Raw genomic sequence first — 22,495 nt, 5'->3', positions numbered from 1 at the left:
GAGGGAAGTCTCATGAAGTTTCAATGGACATTATTATTGGGTATTTTCTTTGCGCTGGTGGTTTCAATATTTGCAGTCATCAACGTCGATCCGGTCACCGTCAATTATCTGTTCGGTGAATCCGACTGGCCTCTTATATTAGTTATTCTCGGATCTGTCCTGATGGGCGGTATCATCATCGGTTCCGTTGGGCTGTTCCGATTATTCGTCGTCCAGCGCAGGGTCAAATCCCTTGAAAAGGAAAATATGTTATTGAGGGAACAGACAGAGGGGATGCATAAAGAAAAGACTGAAGATATCCCGCTAAAAAAACGCGCTCCGGATTCGGTAGGGGAAGTGGGAGAATAAATGAGTCTGGTGGCTGTTGCCGCCGGACTTTTTTTATTTTGCCTGGGGAGTTTGATTGGTTTGGATAAATATGTAATTCGGCTGGATTCTGTTGGATTTCGGCCGGATTTTCAACCATAATGGCTGGATAATGGGGTAAATCCGCTGAATTATTCCCGATTCCGGCTGGTTTTTCACCAAAAGCGGCTGGATTCCCACCCAGGGACATCTTGAAACCACGTTCACTCATCATACATCCTCTTCACACACTTTCATTAAGATTGAAACAACCCCCTCACTTTTGTATAATGAGTAAGGCTGAGGGGTGAACGTATGTTAAACTCAAAAACACGTTGGATATTGACAGAAACAGATGAACATAAAATAGCAGAATTGGCAAATGAACTAAAAGTACCTTCGCTTGTAGCGAAATTATTGATAAATCGTGATTTGGATGATGTAGAAGAAGCCCGGAATTTTTTATTTGATTCTGGCGATTCATTTCACGATCCATTTTTATTTGAAGATATGAAAAAAGCAACGGAACGGATCCATAAGGCCATCCAAGACGGAGAGAGAATTCTTGTCTACGGTGACTATGATGCTGACGGGGTCAGCTCAACGTCTGTTATGATGACGGTCCTGAGAGATCTTGGCGCTGAAGTGGAATTTTATATCCCAAACCGTTTCAGCGAAGGATACGGCCCGAATGAAGGGGCGTTCCGCTGGGCTAAGGATGAGGAATTCTCGCTCATTATCACGGTCGATACAGGAATTTCTGCCGTGAACGAAGCTAAACTCGCGAAAGATCTCGGGATGGATCTGATTATTACAGACCACCATGAACCTGGACCCGAATTACCGGAAACCTATGCTCTACTCCATCCAAAAGTGGGTGAAGCAGCCTATCCGTTCGGTGAACTTGCCGGGGTAGGAGTGGCATTTAAATTGGCCCATGCCCTATACGGTGAATTGCCTACACATTTACTGGATCTTGCCGCGATTGGAACCATTGCGGATCTCGTTCCCTTGAGAGGGGAAAACCGCCTTCTGGCTAAACGGGGTCTTGCAGAGCTCCGGGGTTCAAACCGACTGGGGATCAAAGCTCTATGCAAAATCGCCAATGCGAAGCAGCATGAAATTACCGAAGAGACAGTCGGCTTCATGATCGCTCCACGGATCAATGCCGTCGGTCGTTTAGGTGATGCCGATCCTGCCGTTGACCTCATGCTTACAGAAGACGAAGAAGAGGCCAAGGCACTGGCAGAGGAAATTGACGGCTTGAATAAAGAAAGACAGGCGATCGTCGCCCAGATGACCGAGGAAGCCGTTGAGATGGTGGAGCGGGACTTCCCGCTTAAGGATAACCATGTACTCGTCATCGGAAAAGAAGGCTGGAATCCGGGAGTTGTCGGGATTGTGGCTTCCCGCCTTGTCGACAAATTTTACCGGCCGACCATCGTGCTGAGCTACGACTCTGAAAAAGGGACGGCGAAAGGGTCTGCGAGAAGCATCGTTGGTTTTGATCTATTTAAAAATCTATCAACCTGCCGGGATATCCTTCCCCACTTCGGAGGACATCCGATGGCTGCCGGAATGACGCTGCAATTAGACGATGTAGATCACTTGAGAAGCCGGTTGAATGAACTGGCCGGCACGGAACTGACATCCGAAGACTTCATCCCTGTCACACAACTCGATGCTCCTGTGACTGTGGACGAAATCACTGTTGAGTCGATTGAAAAGCTTCAGCTTTTGGCGCCTTTTGGAATGAAAAATCCAAAGCCTAAGTGGATCATCGATAATGTGAGCATCGAGCACTATAAAAAAATCGGCTCTGCACAAAATCATCTGAAGCTCGTTTTAGGGGACGAGGGTATTCAATTGGATGGTGTAGGCTTCGGGCTTGGTGAATTGGCTGACCACATGACACCTTTTTCCAATGCGTCCGTCATTGGTGAACTATCCATAAATGAGTGGAACAACCGCAAGAAGCCCCAGGTGTTTTTACATGATGTGAAAATCGATCATTGGCAATTATTCGATGTGCGGGGAATCAAGCAGGTCCATAAATGGAACGGACTCATCCCAGAAGAAAATAAGAAGTTGATTTGTTTTCATCCATCCACGTTGGACAAACTGAACCTGCCGAAAGATGAAGTCATCCTCCTGGAGGGAAGCTCGACTCTTGATGGGTTATCAACGGAGAAAGCGAGCCTTGTGCTCTTGGATCTGCCGAATTCCAAGCCTTTACTTGAAGAGCTTTTGAAGAAGGGGCGTCCTCACCGGATCTATGCTCATTTCTTCCAGGAAGAAGATCATTTCTTCAGTACGATGCCGACCCGGGACCACTTCAAATGGTACTACGGCTTTTTAACCAAACGTGGATCGTTCGATATCAAAAAGCATGGCGATGACCTCGCTAAATACAAAGGCTGGTCAAAAGAAACAATCGATTTCATGTCACAGGTGTTTTTTGATTTGAAGTTTGTTACAATAGACAATGGATTTATTTCTCTTAATCCTGCGAAAACCAAGAAAGATCTTTCTGAATCTCGAACATATCAGAAGAAACAACAACAATACGAGCTTGAAAACGAATTGTTATATTCTTCCTATCAAGAGTTGAAGACTTGGTTTAATGAAAGGATAGAAGAGTCTGTTACAATTGAGGAGGAAGTAGAAGCATGGACTTAAAACAATATGTTACAATCGTTGAGAATTGGCCAAAAGAAGGGATTAAGTTTAAAGACATCACAACCCTTATGGATAATGGTGATGCTTATAGATATGCTACAGACCAAATCGTCGAATATGCAAAAGAAAAGCAGATCGACCTGGTTGTAGGACCGGAAGCCCGTGGATTCATCATCGGATGCCCAGTCGCTTATGCACTTGGAGTAGGCTTTGCACCTGTCCGCAAACCTGGTAAATTACCACGTGAAACAATCCGGAAGGAATACGGCCTTGAGTACGGTAAAGATGCTTTGACCATCCATAAAGATGCCATCAAGCCCGGCCAGCGTGTCCTGATCACGGATGATTTACTGGCAACAGGTGGAACGATCGAAGCAACGATCAAGCTTGTGGAAGAACTGGGTGGAATCGTTGCAGGGACTGCGTTCTTAATTGAGCTTACGTACCTTGACGGCCGCGACAAACTTGAGAACTACGATATTATGACATTGATGCAATACTAATTACCTTTATCAATTCTGATAAACATATGAAATGTGTGATATACTGAAATAAGGGACTGACAACTGGTTAACGTGTCAGCCCTTATTTTTTTAATTTCAAGAAGAATAGAATCGACAATTATCGACAAAAACAGTTGGATTCTGAGAATTTTCTGCGAAACACTTTACAGAAGCTGTTTTTTTTTTGATAATAGTAACAATCATTAAAATCGAACAATCGTGAACTATATTAAAATACAAAGGTGATTTTGATCATGGCTAAAGATCAAGTACTAACCCCGGAACAGGTTATTGATAAAACAAGAGCATACTTAAACGATGAGCATGTTGAAATGGTCCAGAAGGCATACGAGTATGCAAGGGATGCCCACAGTGAGCAGTACCGGAAGTCTGGTGAACCCTACATCATCCATCCCATCCAGGTGGCAGGGATACTGGCGGACCTGGAGATGGATCCGGCAACCGTTGCTGCAGGGTTTCTTCATGATGTAGTGGAGGATACAGGCATTTCCCTCGGTGAAATTGAAGAGGCGTTCAATGCCGAAGTGGCCATGCTCGTTGATGGGGTCACGAAGCTAGGGAAGATTAAATACAAATCCCATGAAGAGCAGCAGGCTGAAAATCACCGGAAAATGTTTGTTGCGATGGCTCAGGATATCCGGGTCATCCTGATTAAATTGGCAGACCGCCTCCACAATATGAGAACCCTGAAACATTTACCACAGGAGAAGCAGCGGAGAATAGCAAATGAGACACTTGAAATCTTCGCTCCTTTGGCCCATCGGTTGGGGATTTCAAAGATCAAGTGGGAATTGGAAGATACGTCGCTCCGGTATTTAAATCCTCAACAATATTATCGTATCGTCAATTTGATGAAGAAGAAGCGTGCGGAGCGTGAACAGTATCTAGAGGAAGTCGTCAATGAAGTGAAAGATAAGCTCGGCGATGTGAAAATCGTGGCTGAAATTTCTGGACGCCCTAAGCATATTTACAGCATCTATCGTAAGATGGCCCTGCAGAACAAGCAATTCAATGAAATTTACGACCTCCTGGCTGTACGGGTGGTCGTAGACAGCATCAAGGATTGCTATGCTGTACTCGGAATCGTTCACACATGCTGGAAACCGATGCCCGGAAGGTTCAAGGATTATATTGCCATGCCGAAACCGAATATGTATCAGTCCCTTCATACGACGGTCATCGGTCCTAAAGGCGATCCCCTGGAGGTTCAGATCAGGACGCTTGAGATGCACCAGATCGCTGAATACGGGGTAGCGGCACACTGGGCATATAAAGAAGGGAAAGAAGCGAATGAACCTGTTTCATTCGAGAAGAAGCTTTCCTGGTTCAGGGAGATACTCGAGTTCCAGAATGAATCGGCCAATGCTGAAGAATTCATGGAATCTCTTAAAATCGACCTGTTTTCCGATATGGTCTTTGTATTCACACCTAAAGGAGACGTATTGGAATTGCCATCAGGATCCGTCCCCATCGATTTTTCTTATCGGATCCACTCGGAAATCGGTAATAAAACGATCGGCGCCAAGGTCAATGGGAAGATGGTCACGCTCGATTACAAGCTGAAAACAGGGGATATCATCGAGATCCTTACGTCCAAACATTCGTATGGCCCGAGTCAGGATTGGCTGAAGCTTGCCCAGACGTCCCAGGCGAAGAATAAAATCAAGCAGTTCTTCAAGAAACAGCGCAGGGAAGAAAATATTGAAAAGGGCCGTGAGCTGGTCGAAAAAGAAATCAAGAATCAGGATTTCGATGTGAAGGAAATCCTGAATCCAGAAAACATCAAGCGTGTGTCGGAGAAATTCAATTTCTCCAATGAAGATGATATGTATGCAGCCGTGGGGTATAACGGAATCACAGCGGCTCAAATCGCCAACCGGCTGACGGAAAAACACCGGAAGAAGCGGGAACAGGAAGATAACCTGGAAGAAACGATGAAAGAATTGAATGCTCAACCCGTCAAGCGAAAAAAAGATGCGGGTGTACAGGTTGAGGGCATAGACAATCTCCTTATCCGCCTGTCCCGCTGCTGCAGTCCGGTTCCCGGAGATGAAATCGTCGGCTTCATTACAAAGGGCCGCGGCGTTTCAGTGCATCGTGCGGATTGTACGAATGTCATGGCGGATGAAGTGGAACAGCGCCTCATTCCCGTATCATGGGAAAGTGACGGAAATGACCGTAAAGAATACAATGTCGATATTGAAATCTCCGGATATGATCGCAGAGGGCTCCTCAATGAAGTGCTTCAGGCGGTGAATGAAACGAAGACGAATATATCGGCTGTAAGCGGGAAATCGGACCGGAACAAAGTGGCCACCATCAATATGTCCATTTCGATTCAAAACATTTCCCATTTGCACAAAGTGGTAGAGAGAATCAAACAGATTTCAGATATATATGCCGTAAGAAGAATCATGAACTAAAGGAGATTTCTTTATGAGGGTAGTACTGCAGAGAAGTAAAGAAGCCTCCGTCACGGTCGATGGAGAAGTAAAGGGAGAAATCCGATCAGGCGCGGTATTGCTTGTGGGGATCACCCATGAAGATACACAGGAAGATGCCCGTTATGCGGCAGACAAAGTTGTCAATCTTCGCATTTTTGAAGATGAAGAGGGAAAGATGAATCATTCACTCCTTGATGTCGGGGGAGAGATCCTGTCCATATCCCAATTCACCCTGTATGGCGATGTGCGTAAGGGAAGAAGGCCGAATTTCATGAATGCAGCCAAACCAGACCATGCAGAAGTGATCTATGACTATTTTAATGAGATCCTTGAGGAAAAAGGAGTGAGGGTGGCAACAGGCGTATTCGGTGCAATGATGGATGTAAATCTGACGAATGATGGTCCTGTTACACTCTTGATCGAGAGTAAAACCTGATAAAAAGGCTGATTCCACTACCGGAATCAGCCTTTTTATTTAAAATGGACATCACTCTGAGAAATAATCACTTAAACCATGGTAGATGGCCGTCGCGGCCAAATCTTGAAAATACTGAGTATTAACATTGGCTTCTTCTGATGGATTACTGAGGAATCCTAATTCCAACAGGACGGCTGGCCGGTTGTTTTCACGGATGACATGATAATCCCCGATGCGGACACCCCTGTCTGATGTAGGTAATCGATCCGAGAGACTGCCGTGGATCTCTTCTGCCAGCTCTTTTTGCTGGTCCTGATAGTAGTAAGTCGTATGACCCGCAATGGAAGAATCCATAATGCTGTCAAAGTGTATGCTGACAAAGGCGTCTGCCTGATTATAATGGGATAATGATACCCTCGATGGCAACGATAAATATTCATCGGTTTTTCTTGTTAATTTGACCTTTGCGCCTGCGCTTTTCAACTTCTCGGCAAGGAGTTCGCCTGTCTTCATGGTAAGAAGCTTCTCAAGTGTACCACTTGCTCCCGTCGTACCACTGTCCCTTCCTCCGTGTCCGGGGTCGATCACGATCACTTTATCTTCGAGACCACCGCTTCTCTTGCGGTCTGGCGTCGTGTTTTCACCTGATGCAGAGCGGACCGAAACGACCCAGCCGGCCACAAACCCGGCACTGCCATCGGCTAATTCCACCTCATACCAGTCTCCATCCTTACTCTTTACCCCGTAAGATTCTCCACTTGAAGCTCGTTTGACTACACTTGCCTGGGTGTTTGCTTCACTGCGGATATTCGTGCCATTATAAAGAATCGTGATGTTTTCATTTGAACTGTTGCTTTCATGGGCTGCGGCTGTCACCGTTTTCTGAACATACCACCCGGCAACCCATCCTTTATCCCCATTCGGGAGCTTGATTTGATACCAATTATTTTTCTCTTTTAACAATGTGAATTTCTCACCCTTGGATACTTTACCGACGACTCGGCCATTCAAGGAAGTTTCATCACGGACGTTGAGACCGTGTACCGAAATGATCCCGATCATCTCTCCATCGGAGGGTGATTCCTCTTCAGATGGGTTTGTTTCAGCTTCATCAGAACCGGTAGAGAACTCTACGTATGAATCACTGATCCATGCAACCTCGTCGCCGAACCGGATCTCATACCAACCTGAAACACTCCCGGTGACCTCTATTTCATCCCCCGTATTCAATACGCCAAGGACGGAGCTCTGCAGGGATGGTGATGTTCGGACATTCAAGGCGTCATCTGTGATGATCCCTTTTTGGTTCACCTTTTTTTTCCCTTGGGCGGCTTTTGATCCCGTTATGTAATCACGGTGGACCCATCCCCTGGTGCTTCCTGATTCAATGTTCAGCCAGTCTCCATCTTCTTTCATAACGGTCACCGTATCTCCATTTTGCAATACCGTCACAACGTCGTCTGAAGTGCTGGGGCCCTTTCTGACGCGGAGGCCGTCTGTGTTCACCTGGCCATCTCGAGGAGACGAATCATCGGAAACAGACTTATCCACTGTCACTAGCCAATCGGCCACCCAGCCGTCCCCGCTGTTTGTTTCGACTTTATACCAATCCTGTTGCGTGTCTACTATTTTGTACTCTTCCCCCCTATGTACCGTTGCCAATACGGGGAAGCTCAATCCCGGTCCTGTCCGGACATTAAGGGTCGAGACGCTGATCGTGACCTTTCCGGTTTCAGCCTGTACCTGATCCATGAAGGGCTGCATCGGGAACATCAGGAACACAATCAACATCGCTGCGATTACTTTCTTAATCTTCGTCACCTCCTGTAAGAAATACAAACACCCATAGTAATATCGGATTTTCCTGCTCAAGTGTTGAACCCCATCTGTCAATTTTTTTAGAAGGGGGGTTCCGGAAGAAATCCTTATGGTTTTAATACGATAAAAAAAATAAAATCCCTCTAAAACGAAAGAAAAATAGGTAATTGGAAATGATAAGGGTAGGAATGTTTTTGAAAGGATGAGTGTACGTGAGGTCGAGTGAAAAAGGATTCATGAGCGCAAATGGGGATAACCAGTTATTTGGAGTGGATTTCCATCAGTTTTTAGAACGTGAAAAAGATGCGTTGAACGTGGAACTTGCTTCCGAATTCGGATTGTCATTACGGGAAGTGAAATTGTTAAAAAAGAAAATGGAGAGATCCTGACGAAATTTTCTTTAACCTCTTGACATGTACCTGCGCCAACCGTATCATTATACAAATAAAATAACATTTACAAAAACCGTTGATCGAGCATAGTAGCTAACCCCCGCGTGTAAAGAGAGGAAATGCCTTGGCTGAGAGCATTTCTACAATGTGACTTAGTGAATGAACACTCAGGAGGTTTCTCTCTGAAAACGATCGTTAGTAGGAGATGAACGTACCAGGCGTTAACTGGCTAAGTGGAGGTCTTTCATAGACTTCAATTAGGGTGGCACCACGGGAATAACAGCTCTCGTCCCTTGTATGATATACAAGGGACTGAGGGCTTTTTTTATGTACATAAAGATCAACCGTGCACGATAAAAGGAGGAAATCATCTTGTCCATTCAGATTCCAAGAGGTACACAGGACATCCTGCCTGGTGAAGTGGAAAAATGGCAGTATGTAGAGGAAGTGGCAAAGACCCTTTGTCACAACTATCAGTATAAAGAAATCCGCACCCCGATTTTCGAGGCGAGTGAACTTTTCACCCGTGGAGTGGGGGATACGACGGATATCGTCCAGAAAGAAATGTATATGTTCGAAGACAGGGGAGGCAGAAGCCTGGCGCTCAGACCTGAAGGGACCGCTTCTGTTGTCCGCTCCTTTGTAGGGAATAAAATGTTCGGGCACCCGAATCAGCCGACGAAGCTGTTCTACTCGGGTCCGATGTTCCGTTATGAGAGACCTCAAGCCGGACGGTACCGTCAATTTGTCCAATTTGGCGTCGAAGCCCTTGGAAGTGAAGATCCTGCCATTGATGCGGAAGTGATTTCCCTCGCAATGGGAATCTATAAGAAACTGGGGCTGACTCAATTAAAGCTTGTCATTAATAGTCTTGGTGATGCCGGCAGCAGGAATGCACACAGAGAGGCATTGATCAATCACTTTAAACCGCGGATCGATGAATTCTGTGGCGATTGCCAGAATCGCCTGGAGAAAAATCCGCTCAGAATCCTTGACTGTAAGAAAGACCGCGACCATGAGTTGATGTCTACAGCACCATCGATTCTTGACTACTTAAATGACGAATCGAAGCAGTATTTTGAAAAGGTCCAGACTCACCTGTCAGACATGGACGTGGAATTCACAGTTGATCCAACCCTTGTACGGGGGCTTGATTACTATAACCATACAGCTTTTGAAATCATGAGTGATGCAGAAGGCTTCGGGGCCATTACGACTCTTTGTGGCGGTGGACGCTACAACGGACTGGTTGAAATGATCGGTGGTCCTGAGACTCCTGGAATCGGATTTGCCTTCAGTATCGAAAGGCTGCTTTCGGCCCTGGAAGCAGAAGGGGTCGAACTCCCGATCGAACAGGGAGTCGAGTGCTTCATCGTATCATTGGGTGATGACGCGAAAGATCATGCTGTCAAGCTTCTCCACAACCTTAGAGCTGCAGGGATTTCTTCAGAGAAAGATTATCTGGATCGTAAGGTGAAAGGCCAATTCAAAGCGGCTGACCGTTATGAAGCGAAATATGTGGCTGTCATTGGTGATAATGAATTACAAGAAAATAAAATCAATCTGAAAGACATGGCTACCGGTGAACAGGAAGAAGTGAGCCTGGATCAGTTTGTCGACAATGTAAAGAGCAAGCTCGGTAAGTAGAACGCGTTGATTTTGATTAGGAGGAGAACATGATGACGAAAAGAACCGCATACTGTGGAGACATAACAGAAACATACATCGGTGAGAAAATCACGATCAAAGGCTGGGTGCAAAAGAGAAGGGACCTGGGAGGCTTGATTTTCATAGACCTGCGTGACAGAGAGGGAATCGTACAGGTCGTGTTCAACCCGGATTTATCGGAAAATGCCCTTTCCCTTGCAGAGAAAATCCGTAATGAATATGTCCTGAGAGTAACGGGTACGGTCGTGGCAAGGGGAGAAGGAACGGTGAACCCGAATCTAAAAACCGGAAAAGTGGAAATCCACGCTGAAGAGGTTCAAATCATCAATGAAGCGAAAACCCCACCGTTCATGATTGATGATCAGATGGAAGTGTCGGAAGATGTCCGCCTGAAATATCGTTACGTAGACCTTCGTCGACCAGCGATGATGGAAACCTTCAAGATGCGTCATAATGTAACGACATCCTTCCGTAATTTCTTGAACGATAACGGATTCCTCGATGTGGAAACGCCGATCTTAACAAAGAGTACGCCTGAAGGGGCACGTGATTATCTCGTTCCGAGCCGGGTTCATAAAGGGGAATTCTATGCCCTGCCACAGTCACCACAAATTTTTAAGCAGCTGTTGATGGTTTCCGGATTCGACCGTTATTATCAAATCGCCCGCTGCTTCCGTGATGAAGATCTTCGTGCTGACCGTCAACCTGAATTCACGCAGATCGATATGGAAATGAGCTTCATGGATAAAGAACAAATCATTTCTCTTGTTGAAGATATGATGAAGAAACTGATGAATGATGTGAAAGGCATAAACGTTACATTGCCTATCCCGAGAATGACGTATGATGATGCCATGAGCCGTTATGGTTCTGATAAACCTGACACACGCTTCGCTATGGAGCTGATCGATGTATCCGAAATCGTCAAGGATTCAGGCTTTAAAGTATTTGCCGGCGCTGTTGCAAACGGTGGACAAGTGAAGCTGATCAATGTGAAAGGCGGCGCATCACAGTATTCCCGTAAAGACATTGATGGCTTAACTGAGTTCGTTTCACGTTACGGAGCAAAGGGACTTGCCTGGCTGAAGGTAGAAGAGGAAGGCTTGAAAGGCCCGATCTCCAAATTCGTGAGCGATGACGATGCTTCGGCGATTTCAACCTCTGCAAATGCGGAAGCCGGAGACTTGCTGCTGTTTGTAGCAGATAAGAAATCAGTGGTAGCAGACGCCCTTGGAGCCCTTCGATTGAAATTAGGGAAGGACTTGAAGCTGATTGATGAAACGGTATTTAACTTCCTTTGGGTGACGGACTGGCCGCTCCTTGAGTTCGACGAAGGGGAGAACCGTTACTATGCAGCCCATCATCCATTCACGATGCCGGTGAAGGAAGATCTTGAACTGTTCGATACCGACCCTGCATCTGTTCGCGCAGAAGCGTATGACCTTGTCTTGAACGGATACGAACTTGGAGGCGGATCACTCCGTATATACGAGCGTGACATTCAGGAAAAAATGTTCAAAGTGCTTGGATTCTCGAAAGAAGAAGCGGAAGAGCAATTCGGTTTCTTATTGGAAGCCTTCGAATACGGGACGCCTCCACATGGCGGTATCGCCCTTGGGCTGGACCGTTTGGTGATGCTCCTTTCAGGCCGCACGAATCTCCGTGATACGATTGCGTTCCCGAAAACGGCAAGTGCAAGCTGCGTACTGACAGACGCACCAGGTGGGGTAAGTGAAGCCCAATTGAAAGAATTATCTTTGTCACTTGATGTAGAATAATGTAAGTAAATACCGGGGGGCATTCGTTGAAATCATCCTGGTGGTATGATATTATTTAGACAATCACAAACGAGTCCTGATGTGTACGACGTTTTTACCTAACAGTTTTGACCGAACAATTCAAACTTCGGGAGCTTGATGTTTCCGCTAGGCGTTCATGCCCCGTGCCGGGGACTAACAAATAGTGGAATAAAGCACCCACCTGCCGAGAGCGGGTTCAAAACGAAGGAAATGATGGCGGCGGCACGATTGGGACTCGTCCAAACAAATCCAATAAATATTATCGAATAAAGTGAAGAGCCAGGCTTACAGCAGCCTGGCTTTTTTGTTGGGACTAAATCTGCCCTTAATGGGGTAAACGAAAGAGAAGGGCAACATTTCATGTTGATTTTCGGTCTCCTATCCTTTATTCTAATTCAGTATAAACCTAGTTGAATACTTATAATGGAGTTGATTATTTTGCTACACCAGTTTTCTCGAAATGAACTAGCGATCGGTAAGGAAGGTCTCCAAACCCTTAAAAATAGTACAGTGGCCGTACTCGGAATCGGGGGAGTGGGTTCCTTTGCAGCTGAGGCGTTAGCCCGTTCCGGTGTAGGTCGTTTAGTGTTAGTGGATAAAGACGATGTGGACATCACCAACGTAAATCGTCAGGTGCATGCATTGCTCTCTACTGTTGGTCAGCCAAAGGTTGATTTGATGAGGGACCGCATTATGGACATCAATCCAGACTGTGAAGTCATCGCTTTAAAAATGTTCTATACGGAAGAAACCTATGAGGAATTCTTTGCTCAGGGACTCGACTATGTCATTGATGCCTCTGATACGATTTCCTACAAAATCCATTTAATGAAAGAATGCCTGAAGCGGGATATTCCATTGATCGCGAGTATGGGAGCGGCGAATAAAACCGATCCGACCCGCTTCAAAATTGCTGATATCAGCAAAACGCATACAGATCCAATCGCCAAAGTAATCCGTACCCGCCTGAAAAAAGAAGGAATCAAAAAAGGTGTGACGGTGGTTTTCTCTGATGAGAGCCCTATCGTCATCCGTGAAGAGATCAGGAAGGAAGTAGGAAAAGATGATGCGAAGATCCGTAAAGCACAGCTTCCTCCGTCATCCAACGCCTTCGTTCCTTCCGTGGCCGGGCTGATTGCAGCGAGCCATGTCATGAACCAATTGCTGAAAGACGTTGAAATTAAAAGGGTAAAAGATAAATAAGCGACGTTTGCGGAAACAGGACTGAATCTCATAAGGGATTCGGTCTTTTTTTTGCATAAAGAGAATTCCAATAAATGGCTAAAAAAGGATTGACGTTTCAATGTGTCATAGTGTACTATCTAACTAGAACACTAAAACACATTACGGAGGAATGCAATCATGCACGCGTTTAAAGGTCTTCTCTGGAAAGATTTCAAAACCTCCAGCATTTGGTTTTATGGCTGGATCGCCATTGTTTTCCTGATTTTTATCATTGGACTGGTGATCGGTAATTTTGTCAAAGAGCCGGGGGTTTCCCAAATATTCCTCATTATGATCGGTATTTTCCACGTTGCTTTTCTTCCGGGAATCGTCTGCTCCATGTTACGGTTGGAAGGAAAAACGCAACTGTGGCTTCATAGTCCCTACAGCGGGTTGATGCTGCTTTTATCAAAAATCACCATTGCCTTTATGTACTCCACCTTGTCGCTTTTGTTAGTCGATGGATTGGGGATGCTGACCATGGCCATGTTTCAGGAAGACGCGTTATTCCCCTATTGGCCCATTAAAGAAGGCATTCTTTTCAACCTGGGTGTGACGGTCGTTGGAATCTACTTTTCCGGATGGACGATATTTTTGTGGACACTTTACCATTCTCTTTCAAAATATCCCTCCATTAAGAACATACGGTGGATCTTCATTGCGGGATTCATCATTGTGTATCAAAGTGTGGTAGCCTTCCTGACGAGCATCGAATGGGTGGAGAAGTTCTTCTTTGAAACTCTTACCGTGAAGGTGAGCACCGGATTCTTTTTCTCTGTGGGTGCTAATGAGGCGAAGGCAGGCTTCGATCCCGAGATGATTCCATTCCCGGTCATGCCATTCCTGTTTGAAGGAATGATCATGATCATCGTCTTCCTCATTTCCTGCAGGTTATTAGATCGCAAGGTTGAGGTGTAAGGCATGACAGAAGAATATACAGCCTCAAAGCCCATATACCTGCAAATAGCCGATCGCATCATTCGTGAAATCGTGAGGAAGGAATTGACCCCTGGTGACAAATTGCCTTCCGTCCGGGAAATGGCCGTTCAATCAGGAGTGAATCCGAATACCATTCAGCGGACATACAGTGAATTAGAAAGGATGGACATTGTGGAGACGAGGAGAGGGCAAGGAACATTTGTGACAGAAAAGGAAGATGTCCTGACCATACTCAATGAAAAGGTCCAGGAGGAAGTGATTGAGTCCTTCATCCGAAACATGAAAGAATTGGGACTCACAAAAGAACAAATGATCCAGGGTGTTGAAAACTATTTGAGTCGAAGAGAGGGGGAGTAGAGATGGTTGTGACATTTGATGGTGTCACCAAGAAATATGGGAAGGAAACAGCATTGAACGATACCTCCATTCAATTCCAAAAGGGGAAGATATATGGTCTACTTGGTCCGAACGGCAGCGGGAAATCAACTACATTGAAGATGATTGCAGGGCTTGTGCTTCCAAATTCAGGAACCGTCACGATGAACGGAAAGCCGGTCTCACGGAAAATGGCTAGTGAAGTCGCCTATTTGACGGAACTTGATATGTTTTATGAAGCATTCACCGTGGATGGGATGATCCGCTTCTATGCCTCGCAGTTCCCTGACTTCGATATAGATCGAGCCAATGAACTGGTGGAGTTTATGGAACTTGATGGCGGGAAGAAAATCAAGCATTTATCCAAAGGGAACCGGGGCAGGCTGAAACTCGTCCTCGCCCTGTCGCGGAACACCGAGGTACTGCTTCTCGATGAACCATTCTCAGGGCTTGATCCCATGGTAAGGGACTCCATCGTAAAAGGCCTCCTCTCCTATATTGATTTCGGGAATCAAACAGTGGTCATTGCCACCCATGAAATCGATGAAATTGAAGCGATCCTGGATGAGGCCTATATCATCTCGGATGGAGAAATAAAAGGGCATTGCCGGGTGGAAGAACTGAGAGAAACAGAAGGCTTATCTGTCCTGCAGTGGTTGAAGAAGACAACAAAATCAGAAGGGAAGATGAACGGATGAAAACGGTTGTGCAATTACAAGGTGTTTCCAAAGTCATCAAAGGCAAGACCATCATTGATCAATTAACGTTTGACGTGTATGAAGGGGAGGTATTCGGTTTCCTTGGACCCAATGGAGCAGGGAAAACGACGACGATCCGCATAATCGTGGGATTGATGAATATCTCAAAAGGAGATGTCCTCATATCAGGAAAAAGCATCAAGAAAGACTTTGAAGGCGCCATCAAGGATGTGGGGGCCATCGTTGAAAACCCCGAGCTCTATAAGTTCATGTCCGGTTATCAGAACTTAAAGCACTTTGCCCGCATGCAAAAAGGGATTACCGATGAACGGATGAAAGAAGTCATTGAACTGGTCGGACTGACAGACAGAATCAATGACAAGGTAAAAACGTACTCTCTTGGAATGAGACAGCGTTTGGGTCTCGCCCAGTGCCTTCTTCATAAGCCAAAGCTCCTCATCCTTGATGAACCGACAAATGGTCTCGATCCTGCGGGAATCCGCGAAATCCGGGCCTATATCAGGAAACTTGCCGAGGAAGAGGGAATGGCGGTCATCGTTTCAAGTCACTTATTATCCGAAATGGAAATGATGTGTGACCGAATCGGGATCATCCAGTCCGGTAAGCTTGTCGATGTGCAACAAGTAAGGGACTTTGTAGAAGGGTCTGAACAGGTCTATCACTTCGAAATCGAGGAAGTGGATAAAGTGAAGGCTGTCCTTAAATCATTCGATCCTGGCATCAAATTTGAAGCTCAAGGAAAACAAGTGCAAGTGGCCCTGACAAAAGAACAAGTACCGGATGTCATCCGGGCATTTGTTGAAGCCGATGTCCAAATTTACAGCGTCATGCCTGTAGCCAAAACATTGGAAGACAGGTTCCTGGAAATTACAAATGATAAAGGAGAGGTCATGCATGCTTAGTCTTATTAGAAATGAATGGACCAAAATCTTCAAGCGGGTCGGAACGTTTGTCATGCTTGGACTGTTGATTCTCATTATTGGAGTGACAGGTGCATTCACCAAGTATAGTGATTCGAAAGCGAAAGAAATGAATAACTGGAAACAGGAACTATCAGCCCAGGTGGAATCAGATAAGCAAATGCTGGCTGAAACTCCAAATTTGAATAAATTTATTAAAAAAGACACTGAACGAAGAGTCGCAATTAACGAATACCGCATTGAGAACGATATCGAACCAAAGGTGAAAGAAACGGCTTGGACGTTCGTAGAAACGAATGCCAATATCGTCCTGGTAGTCGGATTATTCACCATCATTGTGGCAGCAGGTATCGTCGCAAGTGAATTTAGCTGGGGGACGATCAAGTTATTGCTCATCCGTCCGATTTCACGCACGAAGATCCTTCTTTCTAAATACTTTACAGTCATTTTGTACGGCATGAGTATGTTGTTATTATTATTCGTCGTATCGCTCCTTCTTGGGCTTTTATTGTTCGGAGGGACAGATCAGTCCACTCACCTGGCATTTGTCGATGGGAAAGTCGTTGAACAGAATATCGTTGGATACTTGATCAAGACGTACTTATTACAAACCGTCAATATCGTGATGATGGCTACAATGGCCTTCATGATTTCAGCTGTGTTCAGAAGCAGTTCACTGGCAATCGGAATTTCTTTATTCCTGCTATTCGTCGGGGGCAATGCAACAAGCCTGCTCGCCCTTAAATTCGACTGGGCAAAATACAGTCTGTTCGCCAATACAGACCTGACTCAGTACACAGGCTTTACACCGCCACTCGTCGACGGCATGACCATGGGCTTCTCCATCACCATGCTGATCATTTATTTCATCATCTTCCAGCTGCTTGCCTTCCTGGTATTCAACAAGAGGGACGTAGCGGCCTAAAAAAGCGGAGGCGGCTCGAACAGTCCTTTAGGGTCTAGCAGCCGGAGTGGACAAAATAATGAAAAATCCCAAAAAATGACGAACTCATCTGAGTCCGTCATTTTTTATGTGTATCGATATAAATCAGAAAATTTCAGGCGTGTCACTTGTTCAAGGAGGTAGGCGGACTTCGTTGCATCCTTTTTGCGAAGCGTGTTCAGGGCTTCGATCATTTCGTCATGTGTCATGAGGCCAACCCCGTGACCGAAATACTGATCTTCTTTTATAAAGACCGAGTTTTCACCCATCCAGATCGGATCTTCGAAATCGGGGTTGAAGAAGTAATAAACATCCCCGGGGATATAATCCAGCCCTTTGTATGTGACCATGGGAAGATCATCATCATAGTTGTGGCCCCACACAAGGAGGTGTGAGTATAGTTCATCGAAATAGGAAGGTTTGATCGTATCGAGGATGGATTTATAGTAAAGCAGGACAATACTTGTGACACATTCGAAGCTGTACGCAGAACTGTTGGTGAAGATATCATCAATGGCATCTGATGGAAGCTTGGATTCCTTCAGCTGGTATCCATAAGGGGTCTTGGTCCAAAAAGTCGGGTTGAACTTCGAGTGTTCGAAGGCTGAAAAAGTGGCGTCACTTTCATTCATTTTTTTGGCATTGCTAATGATTCTTTCTCTTACTTTCAGCTCATATTTGAGCTCTGGAAGATTCCGATACCGATAGTCGGTGGGGCTTTCTTTCAATGTAGTAAATATGTTTTCTTCAACAGCGGTCAGGTTCGGTAATTCCTTAGGGGTGGATTCATTTTCGATGATGATCAATCCATACACCTCCAGGCCTTTTTATTAATGTATGTTTGGGTGGGGGATATGGTATTAAGAGAGTGAAAAAAATGGAAGGAGAAACGAAACTCTTCCGTTTCTCCTTCCATTAAGTTTGCAGGTTATTTATTTTGCTTATTTATCTTCTCATACACCCCAGCGATGGCCTGTTCGAACTTCCCTGTGGCTTTCGGGGTGTAGTAGTGAGCCTTCTTCAGTTTATCCGGGAGGTAGGTTTGCGCCACCCATCCCGATTCATAGCTGTGGGGATATTTATACTCCACACCTCTGCCCAATTCCTTGGCTCCTTGGTAGTGTGCATCTTTCAGGTGATCCGGCACCTCGCCGCTCTTGCCTTTCCGGATATCTGCAAGGGCAAGGTCGATGGCGGTGATCGCAGAGTTCGACTTAGGAGAAAGGCAAAGTTCGATGATGGCATTAGCCAACGGGATCCTGGCTTCCGGAAACCCGATCTTCTCTGCTGTTTCAACTGCCGCGAGTGTCCGTGGTCCCGCTTGGGGATTGGCAAGTCCGATATCTTCATAGGCAATGACCAATAGTCTCCGTGCAATGCTCGGCAAGTCTCCTGCTTCCACGAGTCTTCCAAGGTAGTGGAGGGCTGCATTCACATCACTCCCGCGGATCGATTTCTGAAATGCGCTGACAACATCATAGTGTGCGTCGCCATCTTTATCGTGAGAAAAGCTTTTCTTCTGTAGGCACTCTTCTGCTATGGAGACATCAATATGAATGACCCCATCGTCACCAGGGGAAGTGGACAGTACAGCCAACTCCAATGCATTCAATGAACTTCTTACATCTCCGAAACTGCTGCTTGCAAAATGTTCAATCGCTTCGTCTGTTACATCGAGTGAATATCCGCCCAAGCCGCGTTCTTCATCTTCAATGGCACGGGTCAGGGCGATTTTCATTTCTTCTATGGAAAGAGGCTTTAATTCGAAAATCTGGCATCTGCTTCGAATGGCGGGATTGATGGCATGATAGGGGTTGCTTGTTGTAGCCCCGATCAAGGTGATCATCCCGTTCTCTAAATAAGGAAGGAGAAAATCCTGCTTTCCTTTATCCAGTCGGTGAACCTCATCCAATAGGAGGATCACCTTACCTGACATCTTCGCTTCCTCCGCTACGATCTGAATATCTTTTTTATTATTCGTCACGGCATTCAGGGTTTTGAAACGGTACTTTGTACTTCCGGCTATGGCACTTGCGATGGACGTTTTTCCAATGCCGGGAGGGCCGTACAGGATCATGGATGATAGCTGCTTCGCCTTCACCATCCGGTCGATGATTTTTCCTTCTCCGACTAAATGCTGCTGCCCGATGATTTCCTCGATTGTCCTTGGTCTCATCTTAAAGGCAAGTGGTTTTATCGACATGAAACATCTCTCCAAACTGACGTTCTAGTACCATTCACTTTATCACAGGAGGCAGCATTAAGGAAATATTGTGGATGCACAATGAGAATGAAACCGCCCCTTTCACAGTGAGGGCGCGAATATGCTATAATAACAAAAGTCAATAAGGAGAAAAACGTCCCGTCTCAACATGTGACGTTATTAAATATAATAGAGGTGCTGGACATGAAGATTTCAACTAAAGGCCGTTACGGTTTAACCATTATGATAGAACTTGCAAAACGACATGGTGAAGGACCGACTTCACTGAAAACCATCGCACAGCAGCATGAGCTGTCTGAACATTATCTTGAGCAGCTTGTCGCTCCACTGCGGAACGGCGGTCTGGTCAGAAGTATCAGGGGTGCGTACGGTGGTTATGTATTGGGCCATGAGCCATCTGACATTACAGCGGGGGATATTATCCGGATCCTTGAAGGTCCGATCAGTCCTGTGGAAGGAATCGAGGACGAGGAACCGGCAAAGCGTGAACTGTGGATCAGGATCAGGGATGCCGTTAAAGAAGTACTCGACAATACAACAATTGAAGATTTGGCCAGCCACTCTGATGATGGTGAATCAGATGCGTATATGTTCTATATCTAGGAGGTAACAATCAATGGAAAGAGTGTATCTGGATCATGCTGCAACGTCGCCCATGCATCCTGAAGTGATTGATGAAATGACAGCCGTGATGAAGGAGGACTTTGGCAATCCCTCGAGCATTCATTCATTTGGACGTGCATCTCGTCATCTTGTGGATCATGCACGGACCATCATTGCAGCTAGCATCCATGCCGATTACAATGAAATCATTTTCACCAGTGGTGGAACTGAGGCGGATAATTTAGCGATCATCGGAACGGCCGAAGCCAATAAGGAAAAGGGTACCCACATCATTACGACACAGACCGAGCATCATGCTGTATTGCATGCATGTGAATTCCTGGAATCAAAAGGCTTTGAGGTCACGTACCTACCTGTGGACCGATCAGGAAGGATAGCGCTTCAGGATCTTGAAAAGGAGCTGCGTGATGATACCATTCTCGTCACGATCATGTTCGGGAATAATGAAGTGGGGACCCTGCAGCCGATTAAAGAAATCGGTGAATTATTACAGGATCACCAGGCCTATTTTCATACGGATGCTGTACAGGCCTTCGGATTGACCAGCATCGATGTCCGGGACCTGAGGGTCGATCTGCTTTCGGTTTCAGGGCATAAGATCAACGGTCCCAAGGGAATTGGATTTCTTTATTCCCACAAAGGGGTGGATCTTCAGCCTGGTTCATACGGCGGTGAACAGGAACGCAAGCGCCGTGCGGGAACAGAGAATGTCCCTGCCATCGTGGGTCTGAGGAGAGCAGTGGAGATTGCACGGCATTCTCTTGAGGAGAAGCATGCGTCTCTCTCCGGTCTCAAGAATCTGCTTAGACAGACGTTGGCTGATAAGGGGACCCAATTCGAAGAGAACGGATCCCTTGAGCACGGATTACCCCATGTGCTAAACTTAAGCTTTCCCGGCACGGATGTAGAATCCATGCTGATGAATCTGGATATGTCAGGTATCGCCGTTTCAAGCGGTTCCGCTTGTACGGCTGGATCGATAGAACCATCACATGTACTCGTGGCGATGTATGGGAAACAGTCCGATCAATCAAGGAACTCCATCCGTTTCAGCTTCGGCCTTGGAAATACGGAGGAACAGATTGAGAGAGTGGCCCATGAAGTCGCAAACATCGTGAAGAGATTAACAACATAAGAGGGTCGTCTTACATGAGGCGATCGAACGGAAACAAGGAGGTGGCGTTAGTGAAAAAAGAACCAAAGGATACGAGAGTGGTCGTTGGGATGTCCGGTGGAGTGGACTCTTCTGTAGCTGCATTATTATTGAAAGAGCAAGGCTATGAAGTCATCGGGATTTTCATGAAGAACTGGGATGATACCGATGAAAATGGAGTATGTACGGCAACCGAAGACTACAACGACGTGATTCGGGTATGTAACCAAATTGGGATTCCTTACTACGCTGTGAATTTTGAAAAACAATATTGGGATAAAGTGTTTACGTACTTCCTGGATGAATATAAAGCCGGCAGGACCCCGAATCCGGATGTGATGTGCAATAAGGAAATCAAGTTCAAGGCATTCCTTGATCATGCATTGAAGTTAGGTGCAGACTATCTGGCCACGGGTCACTATGCACAGGTCGAGTACCGTGATGGCGAATACAAAATGCTGCGCGGGGTCGATAGCAATAAGGATCAAACATACTTCCTCAATCAGCTCGGGCAGGAACAGCTTGAAAAAGTGATGTTCCCCCTAGGCGGCATCGATAAGAAGAAGGTACGTGAAATTGCCAAGGAAGCGGGCCTTGCCACTGCAACCAAGAAAGACAGTACGGGAATCTGCTTCATCGGTGAACGTAACTTCAAGGATTTCTTGAGTAACTATCTTCCGGCGCAGCCTGGAAAGATGGAGACCCTGGATGGAAAAGTGATGGGGAAACATGATGGATTGATGTACTATACCATCGGTCAACGTCACGGCCTTGGCATCGGTGGTGCAGGTGAGCCGTGGTTTGCCATCGGGAAGGACCTGGAAAGGAATGTCCTTTACGTAGGTCAAAGCTTTGAGCACCCTGCCCTTTATTCCGATTCGATTCTTGCGACGGATGTTCACTGGACATCGAATGAAGAGAAATCGTCTGAGTTCGCATGCACGGCAAAATTCCGTTATCGTCAGGATGATAATAAGGTCACAGTCATTCCATTGGAAGATGGCAAGGTGAAAGTCATCTTTGATGAACCTATTCGCGCGGTGACGCCGGGACAGGCAGTCGTTTTCTACAACGGGGATGAGTGCCTTGGTGGAGGAACGATCGATACCATCTTTAAAGATGAGAAAAAACTGACGTACGTCGGATAAAGCAAAAGGACTGGGAAAAGGAGAAGGGAATCTCTTTTCTCTCAGTCCTTTTTTTCATCACGGAAGGATTCCATTTCAGGATGTCCCTTATGTTATACTAGTAACGATAAAAGGAAGTACATACATAAATATTAGACCA

The 22,495-nt window shown here is 45.9% G+C and carries 20 protein-coding genes, 1 other RNA gene and 1 other annotated feature; of the genes, 18 read left to right on the top strand and 3 right to left on the bottom strand.

Annotated elements, in window-relative coordinates; translation table 11 throughout:
* Positions 1-12 precede the first annotated feature (12 nt).
* From P8596_RS16450 to dtd, 5 genes are all read left to right on the top strand, one after another.
* On the top strand, positions 13-348 hold the full coding sequence (locus tag P8596_RS16450) for a LapA family protein (RefSeq protein WP_034757294.1): 336 nt from the start codon (positions 13-15) through the stop codon (positions 346-348).
* A gap of 312 nt (positions 349-660) precedes the next feature.
* Entirely contained in the window at positions 661-3,024 is a 2,364-nt protein-coding gene (recJ, locus tag P8596_RS16445; RefSeq protein WP_279724364.1) for a single-stranded-DNA-specific exonuclease RecJ, read from the top strand.
* Positions 3,015-3,527: an adenine phosphoribosyltransferase gene (locus P8596_RS16440; RefSeq protein WP_279724363.1), complete on the top strand. Its 513-nt coding sequence runs from the start codon at positions 3,015-3,017 to the stop codon at positions 3,525-3,527. Before recJ ends, P8596_RS16440 begins: the two co-directional genes overlap by 10 nt.
* Positions 3,528-3,781: 254 nt before the next feature.
* Positions 3,782-5,971: a RelA/SpoT family protein gene (locus P8596_RS16435; RefSeq protein ID WP_254651864.1), complete on the top strand. Its 2,190-nt coding sequence runs from the start codon at positions 3,782-3,784 to the stop codon at positions 5,969-5,971.
* Between the two features lie 13 nt (positions 5,972-5,984).
* Positions 5,985-6,428 carry a D-aminoacyl-tRNA deacylase gene (gene dtd / locus P8596_RS16430; protein WP_254651863.1) on the top strand — a complete coding sequence of 148 codons (444 nt, stop codon included), beginning with the start codon at positions 5,985-5,987 and terminating at the stop codon, positions 6,426-6,428.
* A 51-nt stretch (positions 6,429-6,479) separates the two neighbouring features.
* On the opposite strand, the gene P8596_RS16425 is transcribed toward dtd, so the two are convergent.
* Positions 6,480-8,282 carry an N-acetylmuramoyl-L-alanine amidase family protein gene (locus P8596_RS16425; RefSeq protein WP_279724362.1) on the bottom strand — a complete coding sequence of 601 codons (1,803 nt, stop codon included), beginning with the start codon at positions 8,280-8,282 and terminating at the stop codon, positions 6,480-6,482.
* A gap of 158 nt (positions 8,283-8,440) precedes the next feature.
* On the opposite strand from P8596_RS16425, the gene P8596_RS16420 reads away from it, so the two are divergent.
* The 10 genes from P8596_RS16420 to P8596_RS16375 all read left to right on the top strand — a co-directional run bounded on the left by P8596_RS16420 (position 8,441) and on the right by P8596_RS16375 (position 17,189).
* On the top strand, positions 8,441-8,617 hold the full coding sequence (locus tag P8596_RS16420; protein ID WP_034757305.1) for a hypothetical protein: 177 nt from the start codon (positions 8,441-8,443) through the stop codon (positions 8,615-8,617).
* 70 nt (positions 8,618-8,687) lie between these two features.
* Positions 8,688-8,917: a binding site (T-box leader), on the top strand.
* A 75-nt stretch (positions 8,918-8,992) separates the two neighbouring features.
* Entirely contained in the window at positions 8,993-10,267 is a 1,275-nt protein-coding gene (hisS, locus tag P8596_RS16415) for a histidine--tRNA ligase (protein ID WP_034757308.1), read from the top strand.
* 32 nt (positions 10,268-10,299) lie between these two features.
* Complete coding sequence (gene aspS, locus P8596_RS16410; protein WP_279727017.1) at positions 10,300-12,066, top strand: aspartate--tRNA ligase; 1,767 nt, start codon at positions 10,300-10,302, stop codon at positions 12,064-12,066.
* Positions 12,067-12,136: 70 nt separating this feature from the next.
* Positions 12,137-12,326: non-coding RNA, 6S RNA (gene ssrS, locus P8596_RS16405), on the top strand.
* Between the two features lie 199 nt (positions 12,327-12,525).
* Positions 12,526-13,290, top strand: a complete 765-nt coding sequence (locus P8596_RS16400) for a tRNA threonylcarbamoyladenosine dehydratase (RefSeq protein WP_279724361.1) — start codon at positions 12,526-12,528, stop codon at positions 13,288-13,290.
* Positions 13,291-13,449: 159 nt separating this feature from the next.
* Positions 13,450-14,229 carry a hypothetical protein gene (locus tag P8596_RS16395; protein WP_279724360.1) on the top strand — a complete coding sequence of 260 codons (780 nt, stop codon included), beginning with the start codon at positions 13,450-13,452 and terminating at the stop codon, positions 14,227-14,229.
* Between the two features lie 3 nt (positions 14,230-14,232).
* A complete protein-coding gene (locus P8596_RS16390) occupies positions 14,233-14,607 on the top strand; it encodes a GntR family transcriptional regulator (RefSeq protein WP_159362285.1) in 375 nt (124 codons plus the stop codon).
* Between the two features lie 2 nt (positions 14,608-14,609).
* A complete protein-coding gene (locus P8596_RS16385; protein ID WP_279724359.1) occupies positions 14,610-15,323 on the top strand; it encodes an ABC transporter ATP-binding protein in 714 nt (237 codons plus the stop codon).
* Positions 15,320-16,246, top strand: a complete 927-nt coding sequence (locus P8596_RS16380; protein ID WP_279724358.1) for an ABC transporter ATP-binding protein — start codon at positions 15,320-15,322, stop codon at positions 16,244-16,246. Before P8596_RS16385 ends, P8596_RS16380 begins: the two co-directional genes overlap by 4 nt.
* Positions 16,239-17,189: an ABC transporter permease gene (locus tag P8596_RS16375; protein ID WP_061811276.1), complete on the top strand. Its 951-nt coding sequence runs from the start codon at positions 16,239-16,241 to the stop codon at positions 17,187-17,189. The genes P8596_RS16380 and P8596_RS16375 overlap by 8 nt, the downstream gene beginning before the upstream one ends.
* A gap of 104 nt (positions 17,190-17,293) precedes the next feature.
* Here P8596_RS16375 and P8596_RS16370 read toward each other — a convergent pair whose 3' ends face one another.
* Positions 17,294-18,013 (bottom strand): protein-glutamine gamma-glutamyltransferase, encoded by a 720-nt coding sequence (locus tag P8596_RS16370; protein WP_224519456.1) that lies wholly within the window; start codon positions 18,011-18,013, stop codon positions 17,294-17,296.
* A 122-nt stretch (positions 18,014-18,135) separates the two neighbouring features.
* Positions 18,136-19,410: a replication-associated recombination protein A gene (locus tag P8596_RS16365; RefSeq protein WP_061811165.1), complete on the bottom strand. Its 1,275-nt coding sequence runs from the start codon at positions 19,408-19,410 to the stop codon at positions 18,136-18,138.
* 204 nt (positions 19,411-19,614) lie between these two features.
* Between P8596_RS16365 and cymR the strand changes: the two genes are divergently transcribed.
* Genes cymR through mnmA form a run of 3 tightly spaced genes read left to right on the top strand, consistent with a single transcriptional unit; the run spans position 19,615 to position 22,356 of the window.
* Positions 19,615-20,034, top strand: a complete 420-nt coding sequence (gene cymR / locus P8596_RS16360) for a cysteine metabolism transcriptional regulator CymR (RefSeq protein ID WP_034757332.1) — start codon at positions 19,615-19,617, stop codon at positions 20,032-20,034.
* A gap of 13 nt (positions 20,035-20,047) precedes the next feature.
* Positions 20,048-21,190, top strand: a complete 1,143-nt coding sequence (locus tag P8596_RS16355; protein ID WP_279724357.1) for a cysteine desulfurase family protein — start codon at positions 20,048-20,050, stop codon at positions 21,188-21,190.
* Between the two features lie 50 nt (positions 21,191-21,240).
* On the top strand, positions 21,241-22,356 hold the full coding sequence (mnmA, locus tag P8596_RS16350; protein ID WP_279724356.1) for a tRNA 2-thiouridine(34) synthase MnmA: 1,116 nt from the start codon (positions 21,241-21,243) through the stop codon (positions 22,354-22,356).
* The last annotated feature ends 139 nt before the right edge of the window (positions 22,357-22,495 follow it).

This window comes from Rossellomorea sp. DA94 (assembly GCF_029834455.1).
In the GTDB taxonomy this organism is placed as follows: Bacteria; Bacillota; Bacilli; order Bacillales; family Bacillaceae_B; genus Rossellomorea; species Rossellomorea vietnamensis.
The sequence above is the reverse complement of the archived record's forward strand: the minus strand, read 5'-3'. Positions and strand labels throughout refer to the sequence as shown.